The organism is Halomonas sp. ANAO-440, from assembly GCF_019915905.1.
Classification (GTDB): Bacteria; Pseudomonadota; Gammaproteobacteria; order Pseudomonadales; family Halomonadaceae; genus Halomonas; species Halomonas chromatireducens.
This window is the reverse complement of sequence record NZ_JAHXBV010000018.1, coordinates 65,660-79,448: the sequence shown is the minus strand read 5'-3', so window position 1 is coordinate 79,448 and position 13,789 is coordinate 65,660. Positions and strand designations below refer to the sequence as shown.

Below are 13,789 nucleotides of genomic sequence, written 5' to 3'. Positions count from 1 at the left end.
ATGACGGCCCCTGCTTCCCCCGCCCTGCTGCAACGAACCGGTATCACGACGGCGCTGTTGATTGGCGCCATTGGTCTGTTCTGGGGAGGCAACTGGCCCGCGGTACGCTTCAGCCTGATGGACATCCCCCCGTTCAGCCTCAGGGCCATCGGCTTTACCGTCGGTGCCGTGATGCTGCTCGGATGGGCCTGGATCCGACAATTGCCATTGGCCATCAGTGCCGAGGAGTGGCCCTGGCTGGTGATTGCCGGCGTGTTCACCATTCTTGGCTTCAATGTCGGCACCGCCTTCGGCCAGCTGCACATGCCCACCTCCCAGGCAGCCATCATCGCCTTCACCATGCCCTGCTGGGCGCTGTTGATGGCCATCGGCATCCTCGGCGAGCGCATCACCCGGCGGCAGTGGCTGGGCCTGGGACTCGGCCAGGCCGGCCTGCTGATACTGCTGGGCCCGGCCGCCTGGCGGGCCGGCTCGGAGGGGCTCGTCGGCCCCCTGTTCGTGCTCTGCGCCGCCCTGTCGTGGGCGCTGGGCACCGTACTGATCAAGCGCCGCGGCGGCTGGAAGGGCCATCCCGTGGCCATCACCGGCTGGCAGTTCGCCATCTGCGCCGTGCCGATGGTGCTGCTGGCTGCAGGACTGGAGTCACCAACTTCTCCGCTCGAATGGCGGACCACCACCTGGCTGGGTCTGAGCTATCATCTTGTCTTTGCGATCTGCCTGGCCCAGATGCTGTGGTTTCGCAACGTCAATCGCCTGACCATCGGCCAGTCCACCATCAGCACGCTGATCATCCCGGTGGTCGGCGTCTCCAGCGCCGTTGTGTTGCTGGGCGAGCCCTTCACCTTGCATATTCTGGTGGCACTGGCACTGACCCTGTCCGCCGTAGCGATCGTCATGACACAACGAAAGACTACGGCATGACGCCAGACCCCATCCTTCATTCATCATCAAACGGGAGACCTGCATGCCCCGCTTCCCCGACCACCTGACCGGTTCCGGCCCCAGCAATCCCTTCCCCGGCATCAAGGTGCTGGAGCGACGCATCGGCCGCGAGATACCCCATCGGCTGGGCTCCAACGAAGGCCTGGACATGCCTCACCGCGCCCTGCGCGAGCGCTTCGGCGATGCCATGGCCGAGCATGTCTACTGCTACGGGGACTCGGAGGCGCTGGGGGTACGGCAACGGCTCAGCGCCCTTCACGGCTTCCCGCTGGAAGCGACCCTGGTGGACGCCGGCGCCGACAGCCTGATCGCACTGGCGCTGCGCACCACCGCCACAGCGGGCTCCACGGTGGTCAGCGCCAGCGGCACCTATCCCACCTTCGGCTACTTCGCCCGGGGCCAGGGCTGCCGCCTGATCGAGATACCCTACGAGGAACGACCCGGTGTTCTCGCCCCGGACCTCGATACTCTTCTCCACACTGCATGGAAAGAGCAGGCCCGCCTCGTCTATCTCGCCAACCCCGACAACCCCAGCGGCCACCTGCACGGTGACGACGCCATCCGCCGACTGCGTGCCGAGCTGCCCGACTACTGCTGGCTGCTGCTGGACGAGGCCTACCACGACTTTCGTGACGACGCCGACTCGACCTTCAGCCGCGAGGTGCTGCCGGGGGTGATTCGCCTGCGCACGCTCTCCAAGGCTCATGGCCTGGCCGGCCTGCGGATCGGCTATGCCATCGCCGAACCCGACACGCTCGAGATGATGATGAAGGTGCGTATCCACTATGCGGTCTCGACCCTGACCCTGGCCGCAGCCGAGACGGTACTGGATCACAACGAGGAGGTGCGCCAGCACGTAAGCGACGTCAAGGCACGCCGCCAGCGGCTTGCCGATCATTTCTCAGCAATCGGTGCCGAGGTGCTGCCCAGCGCCACCAACTTCATCGCTCTACGCCTGCCCAGCGCCGAACTAGGCGAACGACTCAACCGCGAGCTGCTGGAGGCCGGCCGACTCATCGCCCGCCCCGCCCACCCGGACCTGGGTCACATTCTGCGCATCACCGCGGTGGAAGACGCTCTGCAGCCCGGCCGATTCGAGATCCTCGAGAAGGCACTGGCGGAGATGACGCGCTAGCGATGGGTGCGTTCGATACGTAACCCATGGCGCTGCAGCTTGCGCACGACACTGGGCTGACTGATGCCCAGCCGCCCGGCCATGGCATAGGTACTCGACAGCTGTTCGCACAGTGTCGCCAGCACCTGGCGCTCGGTCCGGGCGAGATACGCCTTCAGCGACTCGTCCTCCGCCATTGCCAGGGGGGCAGGGGTAACGACAGCAGCATCAGTGGTTGCAGCGTGTCCCACGGGCCGCCCCAGGGTAGGGGCTTCGATCACGTCTCCGGCGCTGGAAAGCCAGGCGCGTTCGAGCCAGTTTTCCAGCTCGCGGACGTTGCCCGGCCATTCGCTGCCCATCAGCTCCGACCAGACGCTGCCGTGCAGCAACTTTTGGCGGCCATAGCGCTGGTTGAGGCGATCAAGGCAGGACTCCACCAGCGCCGGTATGTCCTCGCGGCGCTCTCGCAGCGGTGGCAGCGTCACCGGGATCACGTTGAGCCGGTAGTAGAGATCCAGCCGGAAGGCCCCCTCCTCGACCCGGCTAGCCAGGTCCTGGTTGGTCGCCACCACCAGTCGAAAGTCGACCCGCCGCGGCCGGGTGTCCCCCAGTCGTGTGACAGTGCCATCCTGGATCACCTTGAGCAGCTTGGTCTGCATCAGCAGCGGCAGCTCGCCCAGCTCATCGAGAAATAGCGTGCCACCCTCGGCCTGCTCCAGCAGGCCGGCCTTGCCCTGCCGGGCGGCGCCGCTGAAGGCCCCCGGCTGGTAGCCGAACATCTCCGACTCGAACAGGTTCTCGGGAATGGCACCGCAGTTGACTTCGATGAAGGGCCCGTCGCCGCGTCGGCTCCAGCGATGCAGCTGGCGAGCGAAAGCGGTCTTGCCGACCCCGGATTCTCCCAGCATCAGCACGGTGGCATCGGATGGCGCCACGCGCTTGAGCAGCAGCGCCAGCTCACGCATCACGCTGCTACGCACCTGCAGTGCCTCCAGCATCTCATCCAGCTCGCCATCCTGCTCCGTCGGCCCAGGCTGGCTGCGCCGAAGATGCTCGCTGAATCGCTTCTGGAGCAAGGCATATTCATCCTGCAGCAGCTGAAGGTCGGTGAGATCCCGGGAGCGGCTGACGATACGCTCCAGCCTGTCATCGACGAACACCGGATGGGCCTCGGCGATGACCCGCCTGCCGGTCCCGGTAACCTGCATCAGCTGGGCCGGCTTCCCCGTGCGCATAACCTCCATGCTGATCGAGGGCTTCAGCACGCCGCTTGCCTCCAGCGCCTGTACCGTACTACTGGTCAGCGCTTCCCGAGTCATCCCGTAGACTGCCGCGGCACCGGGGCTGACATCGAGCACCCGGCCGCTGCCGTCAACGATGAAGAAATGGTCATTGGCGGTCTCGACGATGGCCTGCACGACCCGCGCATCGATCTCACTCATATCAGCTCCTGATTATTCCGCGTGCCAATACAGTATTGCATCGCTAATTCAATATTGCATCGAATCCCACCGAATTCGATGCGCTAGTGAATCACTTGCGAGCGCGGAACGCCGGCCGGCCGGGAAGCACCAGCTGGCACGAAACATGCATTCCTATCAGTACAGGTACTAATGCCAGCGCCCTCTCAGCCAGCACAACCGGAGTTCCTCATGTCCGAGTACAATCAGCCTCTCGGCGGTAACGAGATGCCCCGCTTCGGCGGCCCCGCCACCATGATGCGGCTGCCCGCCCAGCCGACGGCAGAGGGTCTTGATGCCGCCTTCATCGGTATCCCCCTGGACATCGGCACCTCGAACCGACCGGGCACCCGCCTGGGCCCGCGCCAGATTCGCGACGAATCACGCATGCTGCGCCCCTACAACATGGCCACCCGGGCCGCGCCCTTCGACAGCCTGCAGGTCGCCGATATCGGTGATGTGCCGATCAACACCTTTCACCTGCCCAAGAGCGTCGACATCATTACCGACTTCTATGACCAGGTGCTGGCCCATGGCTGCATCCCGCTCACCCTGGGCGGGGAGCACACCATCACCCTGCCGATACTGCGCGCCATCGCCAAGAAGCATGGGCCCGTGGGATTGATTCATATCGATGCCCATGCCGACGTCAACGAGCACATGTTCGGCGAGCCCATCGCTCATGGGACGCCCTTTCGACGCGCCCAGGAAGAGGGCCTTCTGGCGGCAAACCGCGTGGTGCAGATCGGCCTGCGCGGCACCGGCTACTCCGCCGAGGATTTCGACTGGTGCCGCCAGCAGGGCTTTCGCGTCGTCACCGCAGAGGAGTGCTGGCACAAATCGCTGGCGCCGTTGATGGACGAAGTACGTGAGCAGATGGGCGATGGCCCCGTCTATATCAGTTTCGATATCGATGGCCTCGATCCCTCGGTCGCCCCCGGCACCGGCACCGTGGAAATGGGTGGCCTGACCTCGGCGCAGGGCCTGGAAATCGTCCGTGGCGCAGCGGGATTGAACATCGTCGGCGGCGACCTGGTCGAGGTATCACCGCCCTACGACCCCAGCGGCAACACTGCCTTGATGGGCGCGACCCTGCTCTACGAGATGCTCTGCGTGCTACCCGGCGTCACCCGCCGCGGCTGAGGCCCCAAGGCAATTTCAGCACTCCGGATTCAACGACAACAAGCCTGAGGAATAACAGCATGTCTTCCACTGAATCGACTTCCGAAGAGACGGCCGCCCCTAAGCCGATGGAGCGCCAACCGCTGGACCGCCGCAATCTGCTACGCTTTCTGATCCCCTCCCTGATCGGGGTCAGCCTGTTCCTGATCCCCTTCCAGGTCGGCGATACCATCAATATCGGCATGGGCCTGATGGCCGATGGCCTCAAGGCGCTGCTCGATGGGGCCCTGCCGGCCATCGCCGTGGCCGTCCTGACGGTCTCGGTGCTCGCCACCCTCTACGTCAAGCTGGGCAAGCCCGCCTGGGCGGAAAAAGGGGTGCTGCGCGACATGTTCCATGTCGGCCCGGTATGGTTCGGCATGCGCATCCTCGGCGCCGCCTTCGCGCTGATGACCTTTTTCCAGTTCGGCCCCGAGTTCGTCACCGCCCCCTTCACCGGCGGCGTGATGCTCAACGACCTGGCCCCGGTGCTGCTCACCTTCTTCTTCTTTGCCGCCCTGCTGCTGCCCTTCCTGGTCGAATTCGGCTTCATGGAGTTCATCGGCAGCCTGGTGCGCAAGCCCTTTCGCGTGATCTTCAACCTGCCCGGGCGCAGCGCCATCGATGCCACCGCGTCCTGGATGGGCTCGGGCACCGTCGGCGTATTGATCACCACCCAGCAGTACGAGAAGGGCTTCTACAACCGACGTGAAGCTTCGGTGATCGCCACCAACTTCTCTGTCGTCTCCATCGCCTTTGCCCTGCTCATCACCAGCTTCGTCGATCTCAATCACATGTTCGTCCAGTTCTACTTCACCGTGGTGGTGTCGGGACTGATCGCCGCCGTGATCGTGCCGCGGCTTCCGCCCCTGTCGCGCAAGCCGGATACCTATTACGAGCCGGTAGGTTGCCAGCTGGCCGAGAAGCGCACCGAAAACGTAGGCCTGTGGCGCTACAGCCTCAACCAGGCGATGCGCCGTGCCGAGCATGCCCCCGGCCCTCGGGAGCTGGCACGCAACGCCCTGTTCAACGTCGCCGATATCTTCCTCGCCCTGCTGCCGCTGGTATTCGCCATCGGCACCGTGGCACTGATACTCGCCGAGTTCACGCCGCTGTTCACCTGGCTCTCCTACCCCATGGTGCCGGTGCTGGAACTGCTGCGCATTCCCGAAGCCGAGGCGGCCGCACCCGCCACCCTGGTCGGCTTTGCCGACATGTTCCTGCCGGCGGTGCTGGCCACCAATATCGAAAGCGAGCTGACCCGCTTCGTGATTGCCTGCCTGTCGCTGACCCAGTTGATCTACATGTCGGAAATCGGCGCGCTGCTGATGAAATCGAAGATTCCGCTCAAACTGTGGGAGCTGCTGGCGATCTTCCTGCTGCGCACCGCGGTGACGCTGCCGATCATCGCCTTCATGGCCCACACCTTCTTCTTCTGAGGTTTTTCGATGGCAACCGATACCCTGACCTGCGCCAGCCTCCTCCTGACGCTCCTCAACAAGCGTTATGAGGTCGACACCGTCTTCGGCATTCCCGGGGTACACACCATCGAGCTCTACCGGGGGCTGGAGGCCAGCGGCGTACGCCACGTCACACCGCGTCACGAGCAGGGTGCCGGCTTCATGGCCGACGGCTACGCACGGGCTACCGGTCGCCCGGGGGTATGCCTGATCATTACCGGCCCCGGCATGACCAATATCGCCACCGCCATGGGGCAGGCACTCGCCGACTCGGTGCCGATGCTGGTGATCTCCAGCGTCAACCGCCGTGACACCCTGGGTCGCGGCCAGGGGCGGCTGCACGAACTGCCGAGCCAGCAGCAGCTGCTGGCCGGAGTTTCGCGCTTCAGCCATACGCTGCTCGACCCCGCCGCCCTGCCCGAAGTGCTGGCACGGGCCTTTGCCGTGTTTCGCAGCGAACGGCCCGGCCCGGTGCATATCGAGATCCCCATCGACCTGTTCGATGCCCCCGCAGCACCACCGCGCAGCTGGCAGGCACCGGCACTCTATCGTCCGGCACCGGACCCCCAGGGCCTGGCGTTGGCGGCGCAATGGCTACACCGGGCCGAGCGGCCTCTGGTACTGCTTGGCGGCGGCTGCGCCGATGCGCCCGAAGCGGCACGGGTCCTGGTGGAGCGCCTGGATGCCCCGACGGTCACGACCATCAACGCCAAGGGGCTGCTCGGACGCTCGCACCCGCTGGACCTGGGGGCCAACGCTGCCCTGCCGGCGGTCCGCGAGCTGGCCCACGGGGCCGACGTGATTCTCGCCGTGGGTACCGAGCTCGGCGAGACCGACTACGACGTGGTCTTCGACGACGGCTTCGTCCTCACCGGCCAACTGATCCGAATCGACCTCGACGCCCAGCAGCTGGTGCGCAACCAGCCCCTGGCCCTGGGCCTGGTGGGCGATGCCGGCCACAGCCTTGCGCTGCTGCTCGACCACTTCCCTCATCCCCTGGCCAAGGGCGGCGCCGAGCGCACGGCCGGCACGCTGGCCGCACTCGGGCTGGTAGAGGACCCCGCCTTCACACCCTTCGTGCCCCTCTATGAAGTACTGCAGGAGGCCTTGCCCGACGCCATTCTGGTCGGCGACTCCACGGCACCGGTCTATGCCGGCAACCACCTGGTCTCCCAGCCGGCGCCGCGGCGCTACTTCAACGCCTCCACCGGTTACGGCACCCTGGGCTACGGTCTTCCGGCGGCGCTGGGTGCCCAGCTCGCCCGCCCCGACCTGCCGGTGGTCGCCCTGGTCGGTGACGGCGGCGTCATGTTCACCCTCTCCGAGCTTGCCACCGCCGTGGAAGAGCGATTGCCCGTCGTGATCCTGCTGTGGCACAACGCCGGCTATGAGGAGATCCGCCGCTATATGGACGCCCATGGGGTCGAGCGCATCGGTGTCGACATCCAGGCGCCGGATTTCCTGACCCTGGCCCGCGGATTCGGCTGCCTGGCGACCCATGTCGACAGCCCCGGCGCACTGGCCCAGGCATTGGCCAGCCGCCCGTTCGACGGCCCCTTCCTGATCGAGGTGGATGCCCACGCCTGGCAGCGAGCTATCGGTTAGCCAACCAAGAAGAGAATCCTCATGCAACGCCTTGACCAGCAATTCATCAATAACCATTGGGTGGCCTCCCGGGGCGAACGGCGGCTGACGGTGACCAACCCCTACACCGAAACGGTGATCGCCGAGGTCACCGCCGGCGATCCCGCCGATGTCGAGGCCGCCGTGGCCGCGGCACGGCGAGCCCTGCCGGACTGGCAGGCTCTCTCCGGCGCCCAGCGGGCAACCTACCTCGAGGGCTTCGCCGACGCCCTGACCCGACGCCGAGACGAGCTGGTTCTCCTTTCCTCCACCAACAACGGCAAGGTGCTCGCCGAAGCCGGTATCGACCTGGACGACGCCATTGCCTGCTACCGTTACTATGCCGGCCTGGCCCGGGCGCTGGACGCCCGTCAGGGCCGGCCCGTGGCGCTGGAAATGGAAGGCGTCGAGGCTCGCGGCTATCACGACCCGGTGGGCGTGGTGGGACTGATCACGCCCTGGAACTTCCCCCTGGTGACCAGCGCCTGGAAGCTGGCACCGGCCCTGGCGGCGGGCTGCACGGCGGTACTCAAGCCCTCCGAGGTGACCCCGCTGCCCGAACGCACGCTGGCCGAAATCGCCCAGGAGATCGACCTGCCCGCTGGCGTACTCAACCTTGTGTTCGGCGATGGCGAGGGTGTCGGCGCACCGCTTGCCCGACATCCCGGCATCGACAAGGTCTCCTTCACCGGCAGCAACCGGGTAGGCGAAGCGGTCATGCGGGCCGCCGCCGAGCGTACGGTCGGTGTCTCCCTGGAACTGGGCGGCAAGTCGCCGATCATCGTGATGGAGGATGCCGACCCCGACCAGGCCGCCGACTGGGTCATGGCCGGCATCTACTTCAATGCCGGCCAGATCTGCTCGGCCACCTCGCGCCTGATCGTCCATGAAGCCGTTGCCGAACCGCTCTATGCCGCCCTGGCGAAACGTATCGACGCCCTGGTGCTGGGCGACCCGCTCGACGAGAGCAGCGACATGGGGCCACTGACCAGCGCGCGCCAGCGCGAGAACGTACTGAACTATCTCGCCATGGCCGAGCGGGAAGGGCTCGTGGCCGTACGCGATGCCAGGCATCGTGAGCTGCCTGGCCAGGGCTACTTCGTGGCGCCCACCCTCTACCGCGACGTGCCGATCGAGAGCCGGCTATGGCGGGAGGAGATCTTCGGCCCGGTGCTCTGCGCACGCAGCGTCGCCAATGAGGAGGAAGCCGTCGCACTGGCCAACGACAGCGAGTTCGGCCTGGCCGCCACGGTAATCAGCGACGACCCTCGGCGGGCTTCTCGCATCGGTCGTCAGCTGCAGGCAGGCAGCATCTGGCTCAACAGCGAACAGCTGGTACTGCCCCAGACCGGCTGGGGCGGCTTCAAGCGCAGCGGCATCGGCCGGGAGCTGGGCCCCTGGGGGCTTTCCGCCTACCTGGAGGTAAAGCACCTGATCGGGCCCACCGGTAGTGGTGACGAAACTTGAATTACCCTTTGCTGATCGACATGACGTAAAATAGTGGGTCGATGCCAGGAGCCTGCCGGACGTGACCGATCGCATCGAGTCCGGCAGGCTCCTAATGTTCAAGGAGGAAACCGCATGATCCGCATCCGCCCCTTTCAGCCCGACGACTGGCCCGCCATGTGGGAATTCATGGCGCCGGTCCTGCATGCCGGCACCACCTATGCCGTGCCGCGAGGAATCGGTGAGTCCGACGCCTACCGTATGTGGGTGGAGCTACCCCGTGCGGTCAGGGTGGCCGAAGACGCTGCGGGCAAGGTACTCGGCACCTATTACCTCAAGCCGAACCAGCCCGGCCCCGGTGATCACGTCTGCAACTGCGGCTATCTGGTCGCCGAGCATGCCCGTGGCCAGGGCATCGCCGGCAGGATGTGCCAGGACTCCCTTGGCCTGGCCCGCGAGCTGGGTTTCACCGCCATGCAATACAATCTCGTGGTGACAACCAACGAGGTCGCCATCCGGCAGTGGCAGAAACACGGTTTCTCGATCGTCGGCACCCTTCCCTGTGCTTTTCGCCATCCCGAGCAGGGGCTGGTGGATGCACATATCATGTACCGTCTCCTGTGAGGGAAGGCGGAACGCGGCGCTTTTGTAACCATTTGGTATCATTGCCGTTGACCCCCTCGGGCGCCCTGGGGCATGCTCGGTGACGGATCGTCCCGAGAGAGGAATAACGACAATGAAAATCGCAGCACGCGCAACGCTGGCCCTGGCCGTTTCTCTGGCCATGGCGACCGCCACCCAAGCCTCCGACTTCGAGGAGATGGACCCCGTCACCCTTCGCCTGGCCCATGTGGTCAATGAGCAGGACGGCTTTCATATCGCCGCGGTGAAGTTTCAGGAACTGGTCGCCGAACGCACCGAGGGTGCGGTCACCATCGATATCTATCCCAATGCTTCGCTGGGCGACGAGCGCACCCTGCTCGAAGGCATGCAGATCGGCACCGTGGACATGGGCGTGATCACCAACGGACCGGTGGCCAACTTCGTCGAGGAGATGGCGGTATTCGAACTCCCGTTCCTCTTCCCCTCGCCGGAAGCGGCCTATGAGGTGCTCGATGGTCCCATTGGCCAGGAACTCCTCGACAAGCTTGGCGAGGTGAACCTCAAGGGCCTGGCCTATGCCGAGCGCGGCTTTCGCAATCTGACCAACAGCGAGCGTGAGGTCCGCACCCCCGACGATATCGACGGCCTGCGCATCCGCGTGATGGAGAACCCGGTCTATACCGATACCTTCACCGAGCTCGGCGCCAACGCCATCCCCATGGCCTGGACCGAGGCGCTTACCGCCATGCAGCAGGGCACCATCGACGGCCAGGAGAACCCGGTCAACGTCATCCACTCGTTCAAGCTCAACGAGACCCAGTCCCATATGACCCTGTCGCGGCACACCTACGCCCCGGCGATCTTCGTCATGGGCATGCCGGTCTGGAACAACCTGCCGGAGGCAGCCCAGGACGTGCTGCGCCAGGCCGCGCAAGAAGCCGCCGAGCATGAGCGCCGCTACAACGCCGAAATGGAAGCCGAACAGCTCGCCGATCTGCGCGCCGCCGGCATGCAGATCGTCGACGACGCGGACCTAGAAGCCTTCCAGGCTGCCGTGGCACCGGTCTACGAAAAATACGGTGAGCAATTCGGCGATTATCTGACGCGCATCCAGGAGGCGCTGGAATAGGTGTCAAGTCGCTCCCAGGCGCTGCTCAGGTTCCTGCAGCGCCTTGAACACGTCCTCGATGCCGTCATACAGCCCGTGGTCTTCGCGGGCATGGCGGCATTGATCGGCGTGATAACCCTGCAGATCGTCTCGCGCGTCTTCTTCTCCGCCGTCGGCTGGACCGAAGAGGTCGCGCGGTTCCTGCTGGTGTGGATCACCTTCCTTGGCGCCACGCTGGCCTTCCAGCGCGGCCGCCATATCGCCGTGACCTTCGTGGTCGAGGCGCTGCCCGGTCGGCTGCAGCAGCTTTTGCGCGTGGCGGCGGTGCTGGTCGTTCTCGTCTTCATGGTCGCACTGATCGTCATAGGTCATCGCTACATGCAGGCGCAGAGCTTCCAGAAATCGGCTTCGCTGCGCCTCTCCATGACCTATGTCTACGCCATCATCCCCATCAGCGCCGCCATCATGGCCTGTTACGCCCTCGTCGACCTGATCGAGCTGATTGTCAACGGCCCCGGCACGACCGCCGGCATCGGCAGCGGAACCGCCGAGGAACCGCCGGCATGACGGGCCTGCTGTTCGCGCTGTTCTTCCTCTTCATGCTGGCAGGGGTACCCATCGCCCTGGCCATCGGGGCCAGCACGATGCTGGCACTCAATGCACAGGGTGTACCGCTGATGGTGGTCACCCAGCAGATGTTCCAGGGCATCAACTCCTTTGCCCTGGTAGCGGTACCCATGTTCATCCTCGCCGGCGACCTGATGGCCCAGGGCAAGGTCAGCGAGAAGCTGGTCGATTTTGCCGATTCGCTGTTCGGCTTCCTCAAGGGGGGGCTGTCCATCGTCTCGGTATTGGCCGGGATGTTCTTCGCCGCCATTTCGGGTTCCGGTGCTGCTACCACCGCCGCGGTGGGTTCGAGCCTGGTGCCGGAACTGCGCAAGAAGGGCTACGACCCCGCGTCGGCGGCCAGCCTGATCGCCGCCAGCGGTACCATCGGCGTGGTGATACCGCCCTCGGTGCCGATGATCATCTATGCGGTGATCGCCCAGCAGTCGGTCTCGAAGCTGTTCCTCAACGGTTTCATTCCCGGCCTGGTCATGGGGCTGGGGCTGATGGCGATAGCCATCACCCAGGCCTACCGGCGCAACTACCCTCGCGGCACGGCGCTCTCCCTGGCCACCATCTGGCGCACGCTCAAGAGTGCCAGCTGGGGCCTGATGACCCCGGTGATCATTCTCGGCGGCATCTTCTCCGGCATCTTCACGCCCAGCGAGGCGGCGGTGGTGGCGGTCAACTACGCCCTGCTGGTGTCGCTATTCGTCTATCGCGACCTGAAGATTCCCGACGTCTACCGCATCCTGATCCGCTCGGCGATCACCACCTCGGTGATCATGCTGGTCATCGCCACCTCGGCGGTACTCAGCTGGACGCTGTCGAGCTGGCAGGTGCCCGGCGCCATCGCCCAGGCGGTGCTCTCGATCTCCACGAACCCCTACGTGATCATGCTGCTGGTCGTGGCGGTAATCCTGCTTACCGGCGTATTCATCGAGACAGCCAGTGCCCTGATCATTCTGACCCCGGTGCTGTTGCCGCTGGTTCTCCAACTGGGTATCGACCCGATCCACTTCGGCCTGATCATTGTGGTGGGGCTGGCCATCGGCATGATCACCCCGCCGGTGGCGATCAATCTCTATGTCGCCTCGTCGGTGACCCAACTGCCGCTGGAGCGCATAACCCGTGCCATCATTCCCTATCTCCTGGGCCTGATCGGGGTGCTGCTGCTGGTGGTCTACGTGCCGATCATGCTGGGCATATCGGGCTAACCCAAATCAGGCGCTTGACGCCCGCACGGCATGGCCTCAGGCTTGCCGCATCAGCCTCTTGTTGAAGGGATTCATCGTGATTCGAGTGACTCATTTCCTGCCGGCCTCCGGCGCGCTGCTGGCCATTGCCCTGCTCGCCGGCTGCACCACCTATACCTTCCAGGATGGCAGCCGGGAGACCCTCTGGGGCGTGCCGGCCGAGGAGGAAACCCGGCGCTTTGAAGACGACCGCCAGGCCGAGGGCGTGCGCTATCGGGTGCCGGGTGAGATCGAGGAAAGGCCCGAAGCCGCCGAGTAAGCCGAATAGAGCACCGCATCTAGTTGCGGGATAAGCCTCATGGCTCACTGCGAGCGCCGCAGCACCACGCTGAGATTATTGGCCGGCATCTCGACCACGCGCTCAAGCACCAGGCCATGGCGTTCGGCTTCCTCCGTCACCGATTCCAGTTCGCGCACCCCCCAGCGGGGGTCGCGAGCCTTGAGGTCGGCATCGAAGGCTTCGTTGCTGGGCGACGTATGGCGTCCTGCCCGCCGATAAGGGCCATAGAGATAGAGCACACCGCCTTCGGTCAACCGCCTTCCGGCACAGGCCATCAACGCCTCGGTGACCTCCCAGGGCGAAATATGGATCAGGTTGATTGCGGCAATGGCGTCGAACGGCCCCGCAGGGCAGACCGTCGTCACGTCCAGCGACATGGGCGGAAGCAGGTTGGGTAGCCCGGCGTGCTCCCGCCACGCCTCGATGGAACGGCGGGCATGGGGGTTCGGGTCGCTGGGCTGCCACTCCCATCCCGGCATGGCGCCGGCGCAATAGACGCCGTGTTCGCCAGTGCCGCTGGCCACTTCCAGGATGGTCGCCTTCTCGGGCAGCACATCCTGCAACACGTCCAGGATGGGCTGGCGATTGCGAGCGGCCGCAGGGCTCTTCAAGCGGGCGTTGTCCATGACACCTCGGCGAGTTTCGTCGGTTTCGCTAACCATAACAGCCCTGCCAACCGCGCACATCATGCAACCGCCTCCGGAGAGCGACCGGCGCCCATTCGCTCCAG

The 13,789-nt window shown here is 65.2% G+C and carries 13 protein-coding genes; 11 read left to right on the top strand and 2 right to left on the bottom strand.

Annotation, left to right across the window (positions count from 1 at the left end):
- On the top strand, positions 1 to 921 hold the full coding sequence (locus KZO25_RS13515) for a DMT family transporter (RefSeq protein WP_223137368.1): 921 nt from the start codon (positions 1 to 3) through the stop codon (positions 919 to 921).
- A gap of 43 nt (positions 922 to 964) precedes the next feature.
- Positions 965 to 2,077: a pyridoxal phosphate-dependent aminotransferase gene (locus tag KZO25_RS13510; RefSeq protein ID WP_223137367.1), complete on the top strand. Its 1,113-nt coding sequence runs from the start codon at positions 965 to 967 to the stop codon at positions 2,075 to 2,077.
- On the opposite strand, the gene KZO25_RS13505 is transcribed toward KZO25_RS13510, so the two are convergent.
- On the bottom strand, positions 2,074 to 3,498 hold the full coding sequence (locus tag KZO25_RS13505) for a sigma-54 interaction domain-containing protein (protein WP_223137366.1): 1,425 nt from the start codon (positions 3,496 to 3,498) through the stop codon (positions 2,074 to 2,076). The genes KZO25_RS13510 and KZO25_RS13505 overlap by 4 nt on opposite strands.
- Before the next feature lie 210 nt (positions 3,499 to 3,708).
- Between KZO25_RS13505 and speB the strand changes: the two genes are divergently transcribed.
- The 9 genes from speB (at position 3,709) to KZO25_RS13460 (ending at position 13,038) form a co-directional block, all read left to right on the top strand.
- The gene (gene speB, locus KZO25_RS13500) at positions 3,709 to 4,659 is read left to right on the top strand and encodes an agmatinase (RefSeq protein ID WP_223137365.1); all 951 of its coding nucleotides are present in this window, start codon (positions 3,709 to 3,711) and stop codon (positions 4,657 to 4,659) included.
- Between the two features lie 59 nt (positions 4,660 to 4,718).
- Positions 4,719 to 6,116 carry a YjiH family protein gene (locus KZO25_RS13495; RefSeq protein WP_066447445.1) on the top strand — a complete coding sequence of 466 codons (1,398 nt, stop codon included), beginning with the start codon at positions 4,719 to 4,721 and terminating at the stop codon, positions 6,114 to 6,116.
- Between the two features lie 9 nt (positions 6,117 to 6,125).
- A complete protein-coding gene (locus KZO25_RS13490) occupies positions 6,126 to 7,742 on the top strand; it encodes a 5-guanidino-2-oxopentanoate decarboxylase (RefSeq protein WP_223137364.1) in 1,617 nt (538 codons plus the stop codon).
- Between the two features lie 21 nt (positions 7,743 to 7,763).
- Positions 7,764 to 9,227 carry an aldehyde dehydrogenase family protein gene (locus tag KZO25_RS13485; protein WP_223137363.1) on the top strand — a complete coding sequence of 488 codons (1,464 nt, stop codon included), beginning with the start codon at positions 7,764 to 7,766 and terminating at the stop codon, positions 9,225 to 9,227.
- A 114-nt stretch (positions 9,228 to 9,341) separates the two neighbouring features.
- Positions 9,342 to 9,830, top strand: coding sequence for a GNAT family N-acetyltransferase (locus tag KZO25_RS13480; protein WP_223137362.1), 489 nt, complete (start codon positions 9,342 to 9,344; stop codon positions 9,828 to 9,830).
- Positions 9,831 to 9,942: 112 nt separating this feature from the next.
- On the top strand, positions 9,943 to 10,938 hold the full coding sequence (locus tag KZO25_RS13475; RefSeq protein WP_066447458.1) for a TRAP transporter substrate-binding protein: 996 nt from the start codon (positions 9,943 to 9,945) through the stop codon (positions 10,936 to 10,938).
- Positions 10,939 to 11,484 (top strand): TRAP transporter small permease, encoded by a 546-nt coding sequence (locus tag KZO25_RS13470; RefSeq protein ID WP_223137361.1) that lies wholly within the window; start codon positions 10,939 to 10,941, stop codon positions 11,482 to 11,484.
- Positions 11,481 to 12,740 (top strand): TRAP transporter large permease, encoded by a 1,260-nt coding sequence (locus KZO25_RS13465; protein WP_066447463.1) that lies wholly within the window; start codon positions 11,481 to 11,483, stop codon positions 12,738 to 12,740. The genes KZO25_RS13470 and KZO25_RS13465 overlap by 4 nt, the downstream gene beginning before the upstream one ends.
- A 76-nt stretch (positions 12,741 to 12,816) precedes the next feature.
- The gene (locus KZO25_RS13460) at positions 12,817 to 13,038 is read left to right on the top strand and encodes a hypothetical protein (protein ID WP_410505408.1); all 222 of its coding nucleotides are present in this window, start codon (positions 12,817 to 12,819) and stop codon (positions 13,036 to 13,038) included.
- A 44-nt stretch (positions 13,039 to 13,082) separates the two neighbouring features.
- Here the strand turns inward: KZO25_RS13460 and KZO25_RS13455 are convergent, their stop codons facing one another.
- Positions 13,083 to 13,685, bottom strand: a complete 603-nt coding sequence (locus tag KZO25_RS13455) for a DUF938 domain-containing protein (protein ID WP_066452279.1) — start codon at positions 13,683 to 13,685, stop codon at positions 13,083 to 13,085.
- Positions 13,686 to 13,789 lie beyond the last annotated feature (104 nt).

What these genes read in the sequence shown, in the direction of transcription:
- KZO25_RS13515 (WP_223137368.1), top strand. Translation starts at nt 1, where the DNA reads ATGACGGCCCCTGCTTCCCCCGCCCTGCTGCAACGAACCGGTATCACG.
- KZO25_RS13510 (WP_223137367.1), top strand. Translation starts at nt 965, where the DNA reads ATGCCCCGCTTCCCCGACCACCTGACCGGTTCCGGCCCCAGCAATCCC.
- KZO25_RS13505 (WP_223137366.1), bottom strand. Translation starts at nt 3,498, where the DNA reads ATGAGTGAGATCGATGCGCGGGTCGTGCAGGCCATCGTCGAGACCGCC.
- speB (WP_223137365.1), top strand. Translation starts at nt 3,709, where the DNA reads ATGTCCGAGTACAATCAGCCTCTCGGCGGTAACGAGATGCCCCGCTTC.
- KZO25_RS13495 (WP_066447445.1), top strand. Translation starts at nt 4,719, where the DNA reads ATGTCTTCCACTGAATCGACTTCCGAAGAGACGGCCGCCCCTAAGCCG.
- KZO25_RS13490 (WP_223137364.1), top strand. Translation starts at nt 6,126, where the DNA reads ATGGCAACCGATACCCTGACCTGCGCCAGCCTCCTCCTGACGCTCCTC.
- KZO25_RS13485 (WP_223137363.1), top strand. Translation starts at nt 7,764, where the DNA reads ATGCAACGCCTTGACCAGCAATTCATCAATAACCATTGGGTGGCCTCC.
- KZO25_RS13480 (WP_223137362.1), top strand. Translation starts at nt 9,342, where the DNA reads ATGATCCGCATCCGCCCCTTTCAGCCCGACGACTGGCCCGCCATGTGG.
- KZO25_RS13475 (WP_066447458.1), top strand. Translation starts at nt 9,943, where the DNA reads ATGAAAATCGCAGCACGCGCAACGCTGGCCCTGGCCGTTTCTCTGGCC.
- KZO25_RS13465 (WP_066447463.1), top strand. Translation starts at nt 11,481, where the DNA reads ATGACGGGCCTGCTGTTCGCGCTGTTCTTCCTCTTCATGCTGGCAGGG.
- KZO25_RS13455 (WP_066452279.1), bottom strand. Translation starts at nt 13,685, where the DNA reads ATGGACAACGCCCGCTTGAAGAGCCCTGCGGCCGCTCGCAATCGCCAG.